The following is a 16,785-nucleotide window of genomic DNA, read 5'->3' as shown; positions in this document are numbered from 1 at the left end:
TCTAAAACTCAGACTTTGGTCTGCCTATTTGGTCGCGCGTGGCGGCAATCCGGTATGCTGGGTTTGAAAGTTTCCTTTTTTGACCTGTTTACTTGGATTTCGGCCCAGCTTGCCTGCAGTGGCGGCGCCGGTACTGCGCTTATTAGCATTTGAGCGCTTGATGGAGTCTGAGCCCACACGGCTGTTCTTTTTACGGGCCGATTGATAAGTGTCTTGGCTGTCTTTGCCCTCTAAGCGTGAGTTAAACGGTGGAATCAAGCAATGACGAGCGGTACCAATTAAGTCCTCGCGGCCCATACGTTTTAAGGCTGCGCGTAGCATTGCCCAGTTTTTTGGATCATGATAACGTAAAAACGCCTTGTGCAATTTGCGCTGCTTGCCAGATTTAACGATATCCACATCACCGCCTTCACGAGTCACTTTATGCAGCGGGTCTTTGTGAGTGTGATACATGGTGGTCGCAGTTGCCATAGGGCTTGGGTAGAAAGCTTGAACTTGGTCGGTTCTAAAGTCATTGCGCTTGAGCCACAATGCCAAATTCATCATGTCTTCATCCGTTGTACCAGGGTGCGCGGCGATGAAATAGGGGATTAAATACTGCTCTTTACCGGCCTCCTGACTGTACTGCTCAAACATTTGTTTGAAGGTGTCGTAGGAGCCCATACCCGGCTTCATCATCTTCGATAAAACGTTGGTTTCAGAATGCTCAGGAGCAATTTTTAGATAACCACCGACGTGGTGGGTGACCAGTTCTTTGACGTATTCAGGGTCTTTGACCGCCAAATCGTAGCGTAGACCTGAAGCGATGAGAATCTTCTTAATGCCCTTGATATCACGAGCCTTACGATACAGCTTGGTTAAGTTGCTGTGATCGGTCAATAAGTTGTCACAAATATCAGGGTACACACAAGAAGGTTTACGGCAGTTCTTCTCGATGGTCTCATCTTTACAGCTGAGTCGGTACATATTGGCAGTTGGGCCACCTAAATCTGAAATCACACCGGTAAAATTAGGCGCGGTATCACGAATGGCTTCCACTTCACGTAAAATCGACTCTTCAGAGCGGTTCTGAATAATACGGCCTTCGTGCTCAGTAATAGAACAAAAAGTACAGCCACCAAAGCAGCCACGCATGATATTGACCGAAAACTTAATCATGTCAAAAGCTGGAATACGTGCTTTACCATAGCTGGGATGTGGCACACGCGCATAAGGCAAATCAAAGACGTAATCCATCTCCTCCATAGATAAGGGAATCGGTGGCGGGTTTAACCACACATCAATGTCGGTTCTTGAATTGCCACCGCCGGTGCCATGACGCTGTACTAAGGCGCGGGCGTTACCTGGGTTGGTCTCTAAATGCAGAATGCGGTTGGCATGGGCATACAACACTGGATCTGATTTTACTTGCTCATAATCGGGCAGGCGAATCACCGTCTTTTCGCGTGGTGGCAGCTTTAGTTTGTGCTTACGGGCAGTTTTTGGCTTATCTGCTTCAAGACCGACCATTTTAACGACTTGTACATCTTCATTAACCTGATCGGCATTTAGGACTTTGTTATCCACTTTTTCAGCGACAAAGCCTTTGTATTGACGTTCCATTGAGGATAGGCTTTCATTCACCTTACGCTCAGAGTTGCCTTTTTCTTTTTCAATCGAGCAGCTGTCTAAATCCTCAGTCATCACATAAGGGTTGATAATGGGGTCGACACGGCCAATGGTATCCACATCATTACTGGCCACCTCAATCATGTCCGCTTTCCAGTGGCGGCGTGATGGCGTCAATAGATAAGCCGTCCCTCGTAAATCACTCATCTGCTCGAAGGTATAACCCTTTGACAGACCATGCACGATATCGACAATGGCACGCTCAGCATTGCCGTATAGCAGCACATCAGCGCGGCTGTCTAGTAGCACACTGCGGCGCACTTTATCTGACCAATAATCGTAATGGGCAATACGGCGCAAACTGCCCTCAATACCGCCCAAAATAATCGGCACATCAGGATAAGCCTCACGGCAGCGCTGGCTATATACAATGGCCGCGCGATCAGGGCGCTTGTCTGGTGCATTGTCCGGTGAATAAGCATCATCACTGCGAATACGGCGATCGGCGGTATAGCGGTTAATCATGCTGTCCATATTGCCAGCAGTTACACCATAAGCATAAACTGGCTTGCCAAGCGCCATAAAGGCATCTTTGCTGGTCCAATCAGGCTGTGCAATGATGCCCACACGAAAGCCTTGCGCTTCTAACAAGCGGCCAATAATCGCCATGCCAAAGCTTGGATGATCGACATAAGCATCACCTGAGATGATGATCACATCACAAGCATCCCAGCCCAGCTCGTCCATCTCGGCACGGCTCATGGGTAGGAAGGGGGCAGGCTCATAGCAACTGGCCCAGTGCTTATCATAGTCGTATAAAGGCGTAATACCTTGTTTAAAAGCGGTGCGGGCGATGGTTTCAGCAGACATGGTAATGACCTAAATAATGATTTATAGACTTAATCTTTGGGTTTGTTTTGTATCGTTTAGCTCTCGGAATAAACCGATAGGGATCGATAAATCAACGTCAAAAGAGGGTAGTAGTCAAAAAATATAGTGATAAAACTGAGGGATTATAAGGGGTACAGTAAACGGCTTAAAAAAGCGCTTATAGAATTGGGCTCATTTTAACATGAATCTGCTTCAGGTTGTGATAAAAGCATAACTTGATATGGCATTGTGATGGATGCAATAGGTATAGCCAATAAAAAAGAGCCCGCATCCGAAGATTAAAGCTCTATGGTCTTTAAGTCGCGTTATCTTTTAAGAATAGACGGTTAATTCTGACCCACAATCCGTTTATACTTAGCCATTAAGTCCCCTTCAGATTCCACATGATTGGGGTCATTAGGGATACAGTCTATTGGGCAAATTTCAACGCATTGTGGCTCATCGAAATGGCCGACGCACTCGGTACACAGATCAGGATTAATTTCATAAATCTCTTCGCCTTCATAAATGGCGTCATTGGGACAAACTGGCTCGCAAACATCGCAGTTAATGCATTCATCAGTAATCATTAAAGCCATTATGCTGCTCCAAATCTAAGTCAAAAAATTAACAAACCGCCCAAAAAGACGGTTCATAGGATGTATTGAAAATATAAGGGGTGTAAGGGGGTAAATAGGGAAAGCTATTGCCAGTTATTAGCGCGCTTATTATCAAATGCTTTTTGAACACAAACAGGAACAAATTTATCCACATCGCCATTTAACTTGGCAATCTCGCGGATCATCGTTGATGAGATAAACGAGTACTCAGGGGCAGGGGTCAAAAATACGGCCTCAAAGTTCTCATCAAGCTCTCGGTTCATATTGGCCAATTGAAACTCGTACTCAAAATCAGACATGGCGCGTAGACCACGCAGGACAGCGGTCGCCTGCTGCTCACGCATGAACTCAACCAATAATCCCTCAAACCCTACCACAGATACTTGTGGCAAATCCTCAAATACCGATTCGACCAATTCAACACGCTCTTCAAAGCTGAACATGGGTTTTTTATGATGGCCTAAAGCAACGGCGATTACCACCTCATCAAATAGCTTAACGGCGCGTTTAACCAGATCACGATGACCATTGGTGATCGGATCAAAGGTCCCTGGATAGACGACTTTAGTATGGAGCGATGATGGTTTATTCATGATGATAAGCTTAGATGATAAATGAATTAAAGAGGCGCCTATCGTAACAAATTTTTGGCCTAGAGGTAAGTTTATTCAAGCAAGGTTTTTTAGTTTTACTGTAGTAATCGGCCAAAAACAGACAACCAGATTATCTAAGATAGAGCCGGATTATCTAAAATGGAGTTAGTGATTAAAGCATGACAACTGCTTTGGCATAACAACCCAGATAAAAAGGCTGCTTACAAAGCTACGAAAAATAATGGAGGACAAATTTGCTATACTAAAGGCTCGACCTATCTAGTCTTTATAGAGCAGCACTGTGTAGCACACTGGTTTATGGCTATCTAACAGCGGCTTAAAGGCTCAGTAGGGACATGTACGACAAGCAGGCCCGTATAAATGATTTAAACACTAAGGCGCTGCTTGGCTTAAATAAGAGACAATAATATGGCGAAAAAGACCAAAAAACCATCCAATCAGATTGCCGCTAATAAAAAAGCGCGGCATGAGTATTTTATTGAAGAAACCTATGAAGCCGGCTTGGTATTACAAGGCTGGGAAGTCAAAGCCATCCGTGCTGGCAAGATGAGTATCACTGAAGCTTATGTCGTATTCCGTGGTAATGAGGCGTTTTTATTTGGCGCACATATTCAGCCGTTATTATCAAGCTCAACCCATGTCGACCCTGACAGTATCCGTACTCGTAAGCTCCTGCTAAATCGTAAAGAGATTGATACTTTATTCGGTGCGGTGAACCAAAAAGGCTATGCTTGTGTGCCGCTTGAGGTTTACTGGAAAGACTCATTGGTGAAGTGCAAAATTGGCCTAGCTAAGGGTAAAAAGCTTCATGATAAACGTAAGACGCTTAAAGACAGGGACTGGGAGCGTGATAAAGAGCGCGGCTTTAAGCAGCATTTGGATTAAAGTGCTTGGTAGGGTTATTTATTGCCGAGCATAGCAAAAGGCCACTCTAAAATAGAGTGGCCTTTTTTTGTAGGCTGCCTCGTCCTAAAATATAAAACAGTAACCAATGCCCAAAATAGTAATGACTTATCGCATCGTCACAAATTCTTCAGAGCCGGTAGGATGGATGGCAACCGTATTATCGAAATCGGCCTTGGTAGCCCCCATCTTGATAGCGACCGCAAAGCCTTGAATCATTTCATCGACACCAAAGCCAATGCCATGTAAGCCAATGACTTTTTCTTCGTCACCTAAGCACACCAACTTCATGGTGCATTTTTGGCGGTGCTGAGTTACAGCGCTATACATCGGGGTAAAGCTTGAGGTGTAGCATTTGATAGCGTCTTCACCATATTGCTCAATGGCCTGCATCTCAGACATACCAATAGTGCCAATAGGGGGGTGAGTGAAAATCACTGTGGGCACTAAGCTATAATCAAGATGTTCATTTGGCTTATTGTTAAACAAACGTTCAGATAAGCGGCGACCGGCAGCTATGGCCACAGGGGTTAGGTCGATACTGTTTTCGATAATATCACCAACGGCATAAATGCCTGCCACATTGGTATTTTGGAACTTATCAACTTTGATTTTACCGATAGAATTGGTCTCAACCCCAGTCACTTCCAAGTTAATCTTATCGGTAGCAGGCTCGCGGCCCACCGCCCAAATTAGGCAGTCCACAGTATTTGTGCGACCATCTTCTAATTCTATAGTAAGACTGCCATCTTCATTTTTAACAATCTGTTTAATCACCGTATGGGTGTGTAACTCGATGCCTTCTTTGGCCATCTCTTCAAGCAAGACATTAACGATGCTGTGGTCAAAAGAGCGCAAAGGAGAATGCTGGCGAACGTATAAATCGACTTCTGACCCTAAGCTGCGCAACACGCCTGTTATCTCAACAGCAATATAACCTGCGCCGACGACAGCCACTCGTTTAGGAAGCTGTTGCAAAGCAAAGAAGCCATCAGAGTCTATACCGTACTCAGCGCCTTTAATGTCTGGATAGATAGGACGGCCGCCGGTAGCAATTAAGATATGATCGGCAGTAATGTGCTCACCATTGACTTCGACGGTTTTGCTATCGACGAATTTGGCAAAGCCATTGATGACCTCTACGTTATTTTTGGCCAAATTATTCTCATAAGAGCGGTGGATATTGGCAATATATTTTTGGCGGGTCTCAACAAGCTTATTAAAGTCAAAGCCTTTTACTTCGACATCAAAACCATAATCTGGCGCATATTTGTGCATGGCCTCGGCCACTTGGGCGCCATACCACATCACTTTTTTTGGAACGCAGCCTAAGTTTACACAGGTGCCGCCTAAGTGGTTGGCTTCAATAATGGCACATTTTTTGCCATACATGGCCGCGCGGTTAATAGAGGCGATACCGCCGCTACCGCCCCCAATAGCGATATAGTCGTAATGTCTACTCATAACGGATCCTTTTTTATTGGTGTGTATTAATTTAACAGTACTAACACTTTACAAGATGCGGATAATTGTAACGGTTATTGGCGTTGATTTTTATCCAAACCGCTTATGTTTAACTAAATCAATACCTTTAAAGGTAAAAAATCACCATCAAAAGTACCGAAGTTGTCAATGGGCGGCAAGTGTTTGACTCTTAGTGTCTTTAATCAGGGCAATCTTTATTTAAACAATAGGTCTGCGTCGATAAAACAGTAAACCTGGGATAGACAAGCCCAGCACCAAAGCTGATGTGATGAATAAGGCTTCAAAAAAATAACTCATCATCTGGCTAAATAGAGCATCTGAAAATCCGAAATAGCCAATCTGTACCATACTTACCATCGCCTTATACGCTGGAATACCAGGCATCATACAGATGACACTGGGTGAGATGAGAGCCTTTGGCGGTAAGGTGTATTTTTTGGAAAAATAAACCCCCAAAAAGCTCGATAGCATGGCTCCAAAAAAGCTGGCCACTGGCAAAGGTAGATGGTAATGCTCCAGTGCTGTTTTTAGCCCAAACCCAAAGCCAGTCATCAGCAAGCAGGGCAAAATATAGCGCTTAGGCACAGTAAACATCAAGGTCCAGCCTAGGGTGATGATGCAAGAGAGGAGGACCGTTTTTAATAGCCACATATCAAAACCCCCAATGCCGAATTTGCAGTAAGACCAGCGCAATCACAATGCCCACACAGGCCGATAAGCTAAGCATATAAGTGAAGACAGCACGGCCAATACCAATATTGACATAGCCCTTTAAGATATCTGATAACGAGTTGATTAAAGGAAAGCTTGGTACCAACAGTAGCACACTGGAGGCCACCGCAATATCCGCATTATTACCGATATCAAAATAATAGGTGGTGGCGCCAATAAGTGAGGCAATAAAGGCGGTAATAATGACGGTGATAAAAGGATTAAAGTGGTGTTTGGATAAAAAAATACGGGTGAGCATAGCCACCATGCCGGCTATAAAAGTGACCGCAACAATAGAGCTGCTGCCACCATGCAACGCGGCAAAGGTAGCACAAGAGCTGCCGACGAAGAGAGCCACCAGCCAGCTCGGATACACGGTTCTATCAAGCTCATCAAAAGCTTGAGAGGTGGTAATCACCAAGTCGCCGCTGCACTCAGTGGCTTCAGTCTTATTCACAATCTGCTGAATTTGTACCAATAAGTTGACGTTGATACTTTGATTGATCGTATCGCGGGTGGTGGTGATGCAGCGCTCATTAAATATGGTGGTTAGGGTCAGTGCATTAAAGCTTAACGCACACTCAACACTGTCCATACCAAGCGCTAGACCAAGGCGCTTGGAGAGGTCAACCACCACGGCTGACTCTGCCCCGTATTGCATCAACAGTAATCCACAGCGCACGCATAAGCGGGTAATGAGCTGTTGCTGGGCGTAGGTGATAGGCGTCATATAATAATCGATACGCTCGGTTGATAAGATGAAAATGAGCAGTTAAATAAGCTGATCTTATACTAACTTATCTTATATTAATTAAACTTAAGCCCATTACGCTTGGCTGAATTGAGTCGTAAAAAAGGCTATGCCAGATAAATGGATTTATTTAGGATAGCCTATTAATGGGTAAGGTTAAATCGTTTTAGAACTTATTTTGTCACTTATTATAGCCGGCTTACAGGGTTAATTCGTGTTACGCCCCTTTGCTCTTTTTGCCCCATACTGATAGGGCGGTGACTAATACGGCGCCTAGTAGCATAAGGCCAATAGTGACTAGCCACTGCGCACCTGTGGGATAATGCCAAGGCGCCACATTGATAATGGCATCACTGTTTAAGGTGCCCAAAGCATCTACTTTCCACGGCCACACCTTGACCAAAGAGCCGGCGATAAACCCAGTTAATAAAGCCAAGGTACCTTGATAGTAATTGGCCAATAGCCACTTTAGCGCTCGGGTAAATAGCAGTAAACCGGTGGCCATGCCTGCCATAAGGGTAAAAATAACACTAAAGTTTAGGGTGTGCACGGCTTCAAGCACCGTGTCGTAGGCTCCCATCAACAGCAGTATAAATGAGCCTGAAATGCCAGGTAATATCATGGCACAAATGGCTATAGCCCCAGCAACAAACAAATAAGGCAGGCTTGGCTCCGTGGCCAGTATAGGTAAGCTACTAATCACTACAGCGGCGGCAATACCTGCGGCAAATAACACAGCTCGAGATAGCGTCCACCGCTGAATCTCTGTTAATAAAATCAGCACGGTGGCGACCACAAGACCGAAGAAAAAAGACCAAATATAGAGCGGCTGATTTTCTAATAGATACTTAATCATACCGGCCAATGTGGCGAAGCTGGTGGCAATGCCTAGGATTAGCGTCAATAAAAAAGTCGCATCTACTTGTCGCCAGACTGCAAGCAGCCCCTTAATGCCGCCATGCTGACGAAACACTTGCCATAAGTTTGGGCCAATGCTGCCTAGTGCATTGATTAAACGCTCATAAATACCGGCAATAAGCGCGATGGTACCGCCTGAGACGCCCGGAACGATGTCTGCTGCGCCCATCGCCATGCCTTTGACATAAATGGTCGCTAAGTCTTTTGGACCATCTTTAGTGGTCAGCTCTGGATTAGATTGCTCTAAAGGTCGCTGTGAATTGGGTGCCGTCATCGACATTCCTTTTTAGATAATGATTAAAAAAGAGGAGGTATAAATGTGTGTACAGGGGATAATAAATGTTTGCGCTATTTTAGCAAGCCTGCATTTTACCGCATCTACCAAGCTTAGGTTTTGTTTATTGATGAAAAGTTAATGCATTATGACGGTAACCTCTGCCCCAAAATCAGTTAACACGCTCAATAAAAAGGCCATTCTTAAAAGAATGGCCTTTATTGGTGCACACAGACTGTCAAATGCTTAGTATTTAATCACAAACTCTTCAGCAGCGTTACGGACTTTGGCCATCGGTGCCATCCAGTCACGCTCAGGGTCAGCCACACCGACATACATCAGGACAATACTTTTTAGACCTTGCTTATCGAGCTCAAGTACTTCGTCTACTAAATCTGTGCTAAAGCCTTCAGCAGGGCAAGTATCTACTCTTAGCTCAGCCGCTTGTGCCAAAGCAAAACCCATCGCAATGTAAGCTTGGCGAGCGATGTGCTCAAAATTCTTATCGGCACTTTGATTGTTATATATCTCTTTTATCTTATCGGTATAGCTGCTAAAGCGGCCTTGCGGTAAGTCGCGCTGCTCGGTGGTCATGTCATACATCTCATCAATCTTTTGCTCGCTGTAATCATGCCAGCCTGCAAAAACCAATACATGCGAACACTCACGCATACAGTCTGGATTGAATGCACCCTCAACCAGCTTCTCTTTGATTTCTTGGCTTTCTATGACCAATAATCTAAACGGTTGTAATCCTGAAGAGGTCGGTGCCAATCTGGCCGCTTCAATAATCTTATCAATGTTTTCTTGGCTGACTTTTTTGGTTGAGTCAAATGCTTTAACCGCATGACGCCAGTTTAAATGATCTAGTAATGACATGGTTGCCCTTATTTTTTTATTTGATGTTATAAATTATTCGTAATATAAATCGTGTATCTATCACACATCTCATAGATGAGGACGTCTGTATATTTTACAACTGGTTAAATTAGGTTGTTAGTGAATGATTGCAATTCAAAGAGTCACTTTTGATGTATTTAAAAAGAAAGTTGATAAAGCTATCGAACGTTATTAGTTTTACAGCTGACGATTTAACGATATTATATGATAAAGACAGCCACCATATTTGATAGGTTCGAAGTGTTAAATTCTCAAAACCTAGTATCCTAGTTTCAAAGGTATATTTAATTTATAAGGAAAAATTATGCAAAAAACTATTGAACAAATAGAGGCTGTATTAGCGCAGAAAATACCTCAGTTTGCAAAGACACTAAATCCACCTGCGACAGAGTCTGATTTTGAAGCATTAGAAACGCTTGTGGGCAATAAGCTTCCTGAGGAATTTAAGATGTTTTATAAGTGGCATAATGGGCAAAATCGGTCGCCTTATGTGGCTTTTCATGTTGAGACACATGAAATTTTGATGCCGATAGCAGACATAATTGAATGGTATGATGAGTTGAGTGGACAGCTAGATACAGGGGACATCGAGCAACATAGATGGCAAAGAATCTGGGTGCCATTTACCGATAATGGGTCGGGTGACTCTACCTGTATTGATATTTCAGAGGAGAATTTTGGTCAAATAGTTATCCAAGATGGTTGGGATGATGAAGTGAAGGTCATATTCAATTCTTTAACAGATTGGTTAGAGGATTTATTAGTTAAAATAAAAGAGTTTGATTATTCAAATTGGGATTATCTAGATAGACTATAAGGTTTTATTCCTTATAGCTAACCCTCCTAGATGTGCTAGTCATTTTCTGCTGTATTTTTTATGATAAGCAGTGGGTTAGCTCTAGAGATGATATGACTTATCGGAATCTTAACCATAATTTTTGACTGTTTATAACCGCTTTAATGCTTGTACCGCATCATCAAAAGCTGCTTTGGCCTCTTTTATGACGCCTGAAAATAAAAGAAACAAATGCGGCAGACTGTGATAGATATGCAGTGTGGTATTGACGCCTGCTGCTTTTAGTTTGTCCGCATATTCAATGCCTTCATCACGCAGTGGGTCAAAGCCTGCGACCATAACCACCGCAGGTGCCACGCCTTGCAGGTCACCATATATTGGCGAGACCATCGGGTCTGTCAGCAGCTTAGTATCACCTGCATCATCGCCTAGATATTGCTGCTTGTACCATCGAGATTTGGCCGTTTCTAAAAAGAATCCCGATGCAAAAAGGGTATGCGACTTACGCTCATGGCTAAAGTCAACCTTAGGCACCCATAGCAGCTGTAATTTAGGTGCATAACTCTCAGATTTGGTCTGCTGTGCCACAATAGCGGCAAGGTTACCGCCAGAGCTATCACCACCGACTGCCAGACGATTGGCATCAATGCCAAATTTATCCGCATGATTGGCAATATAGCGATAGGCTGTTAGCCCGTCATTGACAGGCACTGGATGCGGATACTCAGGAGCGCGGCGGTAGTCAACAGCAATGACCGTGCATTTGCCATCATTGGCCAAGTGCTGACAGACCAAGTCATGAGTGTTGAGCGAGCCACCAACATAACCGCCACCGTGATAAAACACTAAGGCTGGCTGGTTATCAGAGGCCGCATTTTGGTGGCGGTAGCGGCGTAAAGTAATTTGGCTGCCGTCTGATACCGCCATCTTAAAGTCGTCAGTTAAGATGTCTTTAATAGGCGGCGGCGATAGCATAGGGCTTTGTGCCTCCATCATGGCACGATTCTCTACGACGCTACCTAACTCATTGTGCTTATCATCTAAAGGTGTAGTGAGCTGCAACATCAATTGCAATGAGACATCAAAGGTGTGTCCCTCAATAACAATAGGCGGGCCTGCCAAGTCACGCTGCATCGATTGAGGCAATTGAAATAGCTCGGTTAAATAAGTTTGTTTTTGCTTTGGCGCAAGCTTAGAGAACTCGGCCTTATTCAGTATTTGCATTGACATAAGAGGTGACCTTGTTTGTTTTATTAGTGGCATCTGCTTTTGGTATTTGGTTTCGATGATTTATAACCGCTTTAGTGCTTGTACCGCATCTTCAAAGGCCACTTTGGCGGCATCAATCTCACCAGCATAAAGCATAAACAGATGCGGCAGGCTGTCATACACTTTAAGCGTGGTATCGACACCTGCTGCTGTTAATTTATTGGCATATTCAATCCCCTCATCACGCAGTGGGTCAAACCCTGCCACCATAATCACCGCAGGTGCCACGCCTTGTAGGTTACCATATATAGGGGAGACCATAGGATCAGTGGTATCAATCTTATCTGTATCACCCAAATAGTGATGGGTGTACCAGCGCATCTGAGCCTGCTCTAACAAAAAGCCTGTGGCAAACAGCTCATAGGATTCATGCTCACCGCTCATATCGACCCAAGGCACCCATAATAATTGCAGCTTGGGCGAATGCGTGTCATTTTTGGTTTGTTGTGCGACCACTGCCGCCAAGTTGCCGCCCGCACTGTCACCACCGACTGCTAAGCGATTGGCATCAATCCCGAATTTATCCGCATGACTGGCAATATAGCGATAAGCGGTTAACCCATCGTTAACAGGCGTAGGGTAGGGGTATTCAGGCGCCAGACGGTAATCGACAGCAATCACCGTACACTCGCCGCCATTGGCCAGATGCTGACAGACTAAGTCGTGAGAGTTGAGCGAACCACCCACATAACCGCCACCGTGGTAAAACACCAAGGCGGGTTGGTTGTCACGTGGCGCATTGCGGTGACGATAGCGGCGCAAGCGAATCGTCTCGCCATCGGGCATGATTAATGGGAACTCATCTTTGATAATGTCGTCCAGAGGTGTCTGACTGAGCACAGGGCTTTGCGCCTCAATGGTTGTCCGAGCCTCTGCGACACTGGGCAGATGATTGGGCGGTGGGCCGAACAGCTGTAGCATCACTTGTAGGGATAAATCAAAGGTTTGCCCATCAATGACAATAGGCTCACCTGCTATCTGTTGTTTGGCTGCTGTCGGCAAGCGCACCACGCTTTTCATCAAGGCATTGCGGGTTTTTGTACTTAGCTGATGGATGTTAGATTTATTAATAATAGTCATTCAACGCCTCTTTTTCGATTTAAAAAGATACAACGGGATATTTTTTAATACCATATCAGATGATGGGCGGTGTAAACAAAAGCGCTCTATAAGTCACCACATAATTTAAACGTTTGGTGACACTTCATACCATTTAGCGCTTTGTGGATGACAAAAATAATCCTAATCAGCTAGGATAGGTCATTGTACGTATCGTTTTGATTGCTTTGATAATAAGGAGATGCTGATGCCAATCGGAATATTAACCCTGACATTTTCACTGCCCGGATGCCGCTCACTTAAAGAAAAACGGATGCGGATGGGCGGATTACATGAGCGCTTTGGGCGCAGTCCAGCGGTAGCGGTGTGTGAAAGTGGGGAGCGTAATCGCCATGATGCCAGTGAATGGACGTTTGTGGTGGTGGGGCTCAAAAGACAAGAGATTGAGTCAGAAATGAGTCAGATTGAGGATAAGATTCAGCAGGTGGTTGAGGCGCGAATAGTGGATGTGAGACGGGAGTTTATTTAGGTGAAAAGGGTTGTTTGAGGTTTGTTGGGCGTTGGGTCTCGTACTTCGACGCCAACCTACAAACCCTGAACAAACTCAACCAAAGCCGGCACGTTTTCTCGCGCACTACGCCCAGCACCAATGATGGTCGCCGACGCTGGGCTGACCCAATCGCCGTAGCCAAATAACCACAAGCGAGGCTCTTTTACCGACTGCCCTTGTTCGGTTAACACTTTGCCATCTTCTTCAATCACGCCCAAAGGCGCTAAATGCTCAAGCTCAGGATTAAACCCAGTACACCAAATAATCGCATCGACTGATTCCTCGGTACCATCAGACCAAACAACGCCTTGTTCAGTCAACCGCTGAAACATAGGCTGTGTCGTTAATAACCCTTTATCACGAGCCTCTTTAATCGCTGGCATCATGACGATATTGCCTTTGGGTCCTTGTTGGTCAGTATCATCACCTTCAGACTCATCACTGGCGCTGCTTCTAATACGTTTTGAGGCTCTTTCAAACAACACTCGACCATCGACATCATCGGGCAAAAACTGTGGTTCCTCTCGGGTTACCCAGCTGGCATCGGTCACTTGTACCAGCTCGGCAAAGATTTGTGCGCCAGAGTTACCACCGCCGACAACCAAGACACGTTTGCCTTTGTAAGCCTGCGGCCCTGCATAGTGCGCGGAGTGAGTTTGCTCATCATTAAATAGTTGTTGTCCTTCAATCTGTGGAATATAAGGACTGCTCCAGATACCAGTGGCACTGACCACCGCTTTGGCAAGCCACGTAAACTTACCGTCGCTGACTCGCAAGCAGTCGTTATCCTCATCACGCTCCACGCTTTGAACATCATAGGGGCGGTAGATGGGCAACTTATAATGCTTTTCGTAGTTATCAAAATAGCTTAATACGTCGTCTAAATAGGGACTGCTATCGTCTTTGGCAGAGGTCATCATTCTGCCCGGCAGTGAGCTGACCGATGCTGGCGAGAACAGGCGTAATGAGGGCCAGAAGTGTTGCCAAGCACCGCCGCTGTCAGGTTGATTGTCTAGGATAATAAAGTCGAGGGTTTGCTTTCGGCTGGCACGTTTTAGGTAGTAGCCAACCGCTAAGCCTGCTTGACCGCCACCGATGACGATGACGTCGAATATTTTGGTGGTGGGTTTTGAGGGCATAACAGTGGTTACTTTTAAATAGTGGTGTATTAGTATTTTATCTATTAATTATAATATACGAGTCATCAGCTGATCTTTAGTATTTATTAAAGTACAGTTTGATGATAGTTAAGTCGGCTCTAAGTTGATTAAGATGTTAATTGATTTGACTAAGGATATATGAGTCAATCCTCTCTATGTATTTATATCCCGAATCTAGTTTTCGGTGATAGATATTATCTAGAAGGGTTACCAGTTGATGAATATTAGTGATGGGATTGAATGAATTACTCTGTTGTTGTTTCCCTACAACCCTCTGTGCATTATAAATTGCATTTTTATAGTTTGTTACTAGTACAGTAATACTATTTTTATTGGTTTCATGATAATTACTGTCATACTTTTTAAACTCTTTTTTTGCAATATCGCCAATAGAATGATTTCTCTTTGCATTAAAAGGAGTATCGTAACAGTCATAATGCAATATAAACCAAAACTCTATGCACGGATAAGTAATTATGGGATAAATGATGCTATTTTCTTTTTTATAGCGATGATTATAAGAGTTTATTGTTGAAAGAAAGTGTTTGTTTTTAACTGTATCTAAATCAAAGATACAAAAAATATAATTATACTCATTTTTTTGCTCGATCGACTTCTCGCCATAATCTATAGCTTCTTCGATAATACGAAGAGCATCTGTATGATTGCTTTTTTTTACATAAACAGTATTAAGCCTTAAATTATTCTTTAGTTGGTTGAAATATATTTCTTCTGAATATCCTTCAGTAAGAATTAATATCTTTGGTATAGATAAACGATTATTAGCTTTACGAGCGAGTTTCTTTCTTTTACGAGCTTCACGGTTTTCTTTAATTCTACGTTTGTTAATATCATCGCTTCCCATAGCTACCCCCTAAAAATTAAAAACAGAAGGCGTAGCGCCATATCTACCTGATAAATATCGAGATTCCCAATTCTCACGATCATTTCTAACCTTAAACTCTAATAAAGAATAAAGCTGAGTAGACTGCTCGGGGTCTTTCTCAACAAAATAGATCTGATCTTTTCTTAAATTATCTTGATTTATGAGATGTGTATCATGAGTAACGCAGATAAGCTGGTTACTGGATGTTTTTTGGAAGATATTTACAAAGCTTTTAACTAAAAGTGGATGTAGGTCTGCACTTAATTCATCAACATAGAAAGTTTTATTTTCAGAGTTTTTTGCGATTAATGAAGAGAGTGAAAATAGTTTATGAGTGCCTCTAGACTCCAATCCAAAATCAAAAGGGATGATATCATTATCACAATCTTTATGAATGGTTTGAATTTTATAGAAGAAATCATCCTTATGTTTTTCAATGATTTTATCCTTGATTTCTGGAGGAATATCTTTATCTTTAACGATCGCTTCGGCAATACTTTTCTTGTTAACTTTCAAGTCAACAATATTAATATCATTCTGAGTGAAGAAATCGATTAACTGTGTTCGATAGTTAATATCTTCATGAACTTTTTCTGCAACCTCGTTAATAGAGCTTTCTTGACTCAAGTTTTTCGCAAACCACTGATAGATTGGTAAAAGTTCATTGCCATTTTCATTAACGGCTTTTGATAGATATAAAACATTTTTTAATGTTTTGTCAGCAATATCTTCATAGAATTTTTTAGGTTTTAAGTCTACTCCAGCTTTAAAAGTGTATTTATCACCTTCAAGTTTTCTATTAAATACGTTTCTTTTTTGCTTTTTAGGATAAGAAGAAAGACTTTCCGAATAAATCTTTTCATTATCTAAACAAACATTATAATTATAGCGAATGTTATTACAGAAGAAGTTGATATCGAAAAATGTTGGACTAGTCTTATAGTTTTTATCTAACAGGAAGGGTGTAAAAGTGAAGCTGTCAGATACTGAGTTTTTGTTAGAAGTCGTAACAAGGTGCTTGAGATAATCGATAGCAGTTAAGAAATTAGACTTTCCTGAAGCATTAGCTCCATAAATAACGACCACTTTCAATAACTTAATATTATTGTCTGGAGTGTTAAGAATGTGATCGTTATGAATATCATAAGGAGGCTGTGCTACAAGGCTCAAGGTTTGGCTTTCTTTAAATGATAAAAAGTTCTCAACTGTGAAGTCAATAATCATTACTATGGCCTTAAATTTAGTATATAAGCGATATTTTGGATGCTTTATCCAAAATATCGCTTATATACTAATATAATGTTAGTCTTTTAAGCAACTTTTAGATTAAATATATTTATGGGTGTCTTATAGTACCCTTGATTTAATATGTAAAAGCTATAACCGTAAATAAAAGTTATTTAATACAAAA

The 16,785-nt window shown here is 42.9% G+C and carries 16 protein-coding genes; 3 read left to right on the top strand and 13 right to left on the bottom strand.

Annotation, left to right across the window (positions count from 1 at the left end; translation table 11 throughout):
- Positions 1-24 precede the first annotated feature (24 nt).
- The 3 genes from DLE54_RS09535 to coaD form a co-directional block, all read right to left on the bottom strand.
- The gene (locus DLE54_RS09535) at positions 25-2,478 is read right to left on the bottom strand and encodes a YgiQ family radical SAM protein (protein ID WP_110816997.1); all 2,454 of its coding nucleotides are present in this window, start codon (positions 2,476-2,478) and stop codon (positions 25-27) included.
- Between the two features lie 347 nt (positions 2,479-2,825).
- The gene (locus DLE54_RS09530; protein WP_011961221.1) at positions 2,826-3,077 is read right to left on the bottom strand and encodes a YfhL family 4Fe-4S dicluster ferredoxin; all 252 of its coding nucleotides are present in this window, start codon (positions 3,075-3,077) and stop codon (positions 2,826-2,828) included.
- Positions 3,078-3,181: 104 nt separating this feature from the next.
- Complete coding sequence (gene coaD, locus DLE54_RS09525) at positions 3,182-3,691, bottom strand: pantetheine-phosphate adenylyltransferase (RefSeq protein ID WP_011961220.1); 510 nt, start codon at positions 3,689-3,691, stop codon at positions 3,182-3,184.
- Positions 3,692-4,120: 429 nt separating this feature from the next.
- On the opposite strand from coaD, the gene smpB reads away from it, so the two are divergent.
- Positions 4,121-4,597: an SsrA-binding protein SmpB gene (gene smpB / locus DLE54_RS09520; RefSeq protein WP_011961219.1), complete on the top strand. Its 477-nt coding sequence runs from the start codon at positions 4,121-4,123 to the stop codon at positions 4,595-4,597.
- Positions 4,598-4,723: 126 nt separating this feature from the next.
- On the opposite strand, the gene gorA is transcribed toward smpB, so the two are convergent.
- The 5 genes from gorA to DLE54_RS09495 all read right to left on the bottom strand — a co-directional run bounded on the left by gorA (position 4,724) and on the right by DLE54_RS09495 (position 9,633).
- A complete protein-coding gene (gene gorA, locus DLE54_RS09515) occupies positions 4,724-6,079 on the bottom strand; it encodes a glutathione-disulfide reductase (protein WP_110816996.1) in 1,356 nt (451 codons plus the stop codon).
- Between the two features lie 219 nt (positions 6,080-6,298).
- On the bottom strand, positions 6,299-6,751 hold the full coding sequence (locus tag DLE54_RS09510) for a threonine/serine exporter family protein (RefSeq protein ID WP_011961217.1): 453 nt from the start codon (positions 6,749-6,751) through the stop codon (positions 6,299-6,301).
- Position 6,752: 1 nt separating this feature from the next.
- Positions 6,753-7,541: a threonine/serine ThrE exporter family protein gene (locus DLE54_RS09505; protein ID WP_110816995.1), complete on the bottom strand. Its 789-nt coding sequence runs from the start codon at positions 7,539-7,541 to the stop codon at positions 6,753-6,755.
- A 238-nt stretch (positions 7,542-7,779) separates the two neighbouring features.
- The gene (locus tag DLE54_RS09500) at positions 7,780-8,754 is read right to left on the bottom strand and encodes a DUF368 domain-containing protein (protein ID WP_110816994.1); all 975 of its coding nucleotides are present in this window, start codon (positions 8,752-8,754) and stop codon (positions 7,780-7,782) included.
- Between the two features lie 246 nt (positions 8,755-9,000).
- Complete coding sequence (locus DLE54_RS09495; protein WP_110816993.1) at positions 9,001-9,633, bottom strand: NAD(P)H-dependent oxidoreductase; 633 nt, start codon at positions 9,631-9,633, stop codon at positions 9,001-9,003.
- A gap of 325 nt (positions 9,634-9,958) precedes the next feature.
- Here DLE54_RS09495 and DLE54_RS09490 point away from each other — a divergent pair, with 325 nt between their 5' ends.
- Complete coding sequence (locus DLE54_RS09490; protein WP_110816992.1) at positions 9,959-10,471, top strand: SMI1/KNR4 family protein; 513 nt, start codon at positions 9,959-9,961, stop codon at positions 10,469-10,471.
- Positions 10,472-10,600: 129 nt separating this feature from the next.
- Here the strand turns inward: DLE54_RS09490 and DLE54_RS09485 are convergent, their stop codons facing one another.
- On the bottom strand, positions 10,601-11,680 hold the full coding sequence (locus DLE54_RS09485) for an alpha/beta hydrolase (protein WP_162617741.1): 1,080 nt from the start codon (positions 11,678-11,680) through the stop codon (positions 10,601-10,603).
- Positions 11,681-11,740: 60 nt separating this feature from the next.
- Positions 11,741-12,799 carry an alpha/beta hydrolase gene (locus DLE54_RS09480; protein ID WP_110816990.1) on the bottom strand — a complete coding sequence of 353 codons (1,059 nt, stop codon included), beginning with the start codon at positions 12,797-12,799 and terminating at the stop codon, positions 11,741-11,743.
- 226 nt (positions 12,800-13,025) lie between these two features.
- On the opposite strand from DLE54_RS09480, the gene DLE54_RS09475 reads away from it, so the two are divergent.
- A complete protein-coding gene (locus DLE54_RS09475) occupies positions 13,026-13,307 on the top strand; it encodes a DUF503 domain-containing protein (protein ID WP_110816989.1) in 282 nt (93 codons plus the stop codon).
- Positions 13,308-13,363: 56 nt separating this feature from the next.
- On the opposite strand, the gene DLE54_RS09470 is transcribed toward DLE54_RS09475, so the two are convergent.
- From DLE54_RS09470 to DLE54_RS09460, 3 genes are all read right to left on the bottom strand, one after another.
- Positions 13,364-14,467 carry an ArsO family NAD(P)H-dependent flavin-containing monooxygenase gene (locus tag DLE54_RS09470; protein WP_110816988.1) on the bottom strand — a complete coding sequence of 368 codons (1,104 nt, stop codon included), beginning with the start codon at positions 14,465-14,467 and terminating at the stop codon, positions 13,364-13,366.
- A 136-nt stretch (positions 14,468-14,603) separates the two neighbouring features.
- Entirely contained in the window at positions 14,604-15,353 is a 750-nt protein-coding gene (locus DLE54_RS09465) for an RloB family protein (protein WP_110816987.1), read from the bottom strand.
- Between the two features lie 9 nt (positions 15,354-15,362).
- Positions 15,363-16,598, bottom strand: a complete 1,236-nt coding sequence (locus tag DLE54_RS09460; protein ID WP_110816986.1) for an AAA family ATPase — start codon at positions 16,596-16,598, stop codon at positions 15,363-15,365.
- Positions 16,599-16,785: the final 187 nt, after the last annotated feature.

It is taken from the genome of Psychrobacter sp. YP14 (assembly GCF_003209315.1).
Taxonomy (GTDB): domain Bacteria; phylum Pseudomonadota; class Gammaproteobacteria; order Pseudomonadales; family Moraxellaceae; genus Psychrobacter; species Psychrobacter raelei.
The sequence above is the reverse complement of the archived record's forward strand: the minus strand, read 5'-3'. Positions and strand labels throughout refer to the sequence as shown.

Coding starts and splice junctions, on each gene's coding strand:
- DLE54_RS09535 (WP_110816997.1), bottom strand. CDS start 2,478: ATGTCTGCTGAAACCATCGCCCGCACCGCTTTTAAACAAGGTATTACG.
- DLE54_RS09530 (WP_011961221.1), bottom strand. CDS start 3,077: ATGGCTTTAATGATTACTGATGAATGCATTAACTGCGATGTTTGCGAG.
- coaD (WP_011961220.1), bottom strand. CDS start 3,691: ATGAATAAACCATCATCGCTCCATACTAAAGTCGTCTATCCAGGGACC.
- smpB (WP_011961219.1), top strand. CDS start 4,121: ATGGCGAAAAAGACCAAAAAACCATCCAATCAGATTGCCGCTAATAAA.
- gorA (WP_110816996.1), bottom strand. CDS start 6,079: ATGAGTAGACATTACGACTATATCGCTATTGGGGGCGGTAGCGGCGGT.
- DLE54_RS09510 (WP_011961217.1), bottom strand. CDS start 6,751: ATGTGGCTATTAAAAACGGTCCTCCTCTCTTGCATCATCACCCTAGGC.
- DLE54_RS09505 (WP_110816995.1), bottom strand. CDS start 7,541: ATGACGCCTATCACCTACGCCCAGCAACAGCTCATTACCCGCTTATGC.
- DLE54_RS09500 (WP_110816994.1), bottom strand. CDS start 8,754: ATGACGGCACCCAATTCACAGCGACCTTTAGAGCAATCTAATCCAGAG.
- DLE54_RS09495 (WP_110816993.1), bottom strand. CDS start 9,633: ATGTCATTACTAGATCATTTAAACTGGCGTCATGCGGTTAAAGCATTT.
- DLE54_RS09490 (WP_110816992.1), top strand. CDS start 9,959: ATGCAAAAAACTATTGAACAAATAGAGGCTGTATTAGCGCAGAAAATA.
- DLE54_RS09485 (WP_162617741.1), bottom strand. CDS start 11,680: ATGTCAATGCAAATACTGAATAAGGCCGAGTTCTCTAAGCTTGCGCCA.
- DLE54_RS09480 (WP_110816990.1), bottom strand. CDS start 12,799: ATGACTATTATTAATAAATCTAACATCCATCAGCTAAGTACAAAAACC.
- DLE54_RS09475 (WP_110816989.1), top strand. CDS start 13,026: ATGCCAATCGGAATATTAACCCTGACATTTTCACTGCCCGGATGCCGC.
- DLE54_RS09470 (WP_110816988.1), bottom strand. CDS start 14,467: ATGCCCTCAAAACCCACCACCAAAATATTCGACGTCATCGTCATCGGT.
- DLE54_RS09465 (WP_110816987.1), bottom strand. CDS start 15,353: ATGGGAAGCGATGATATTAACAAACGTAGAATTAAAGAAAACCGTGAA.
- DLE54_RS09460 (WP_110816986.1), bottom strand. CDS start 16,598: ATGATTATTGACTTCACAGTTGAGAACTTTTTATCATTTAAAGAAAGC.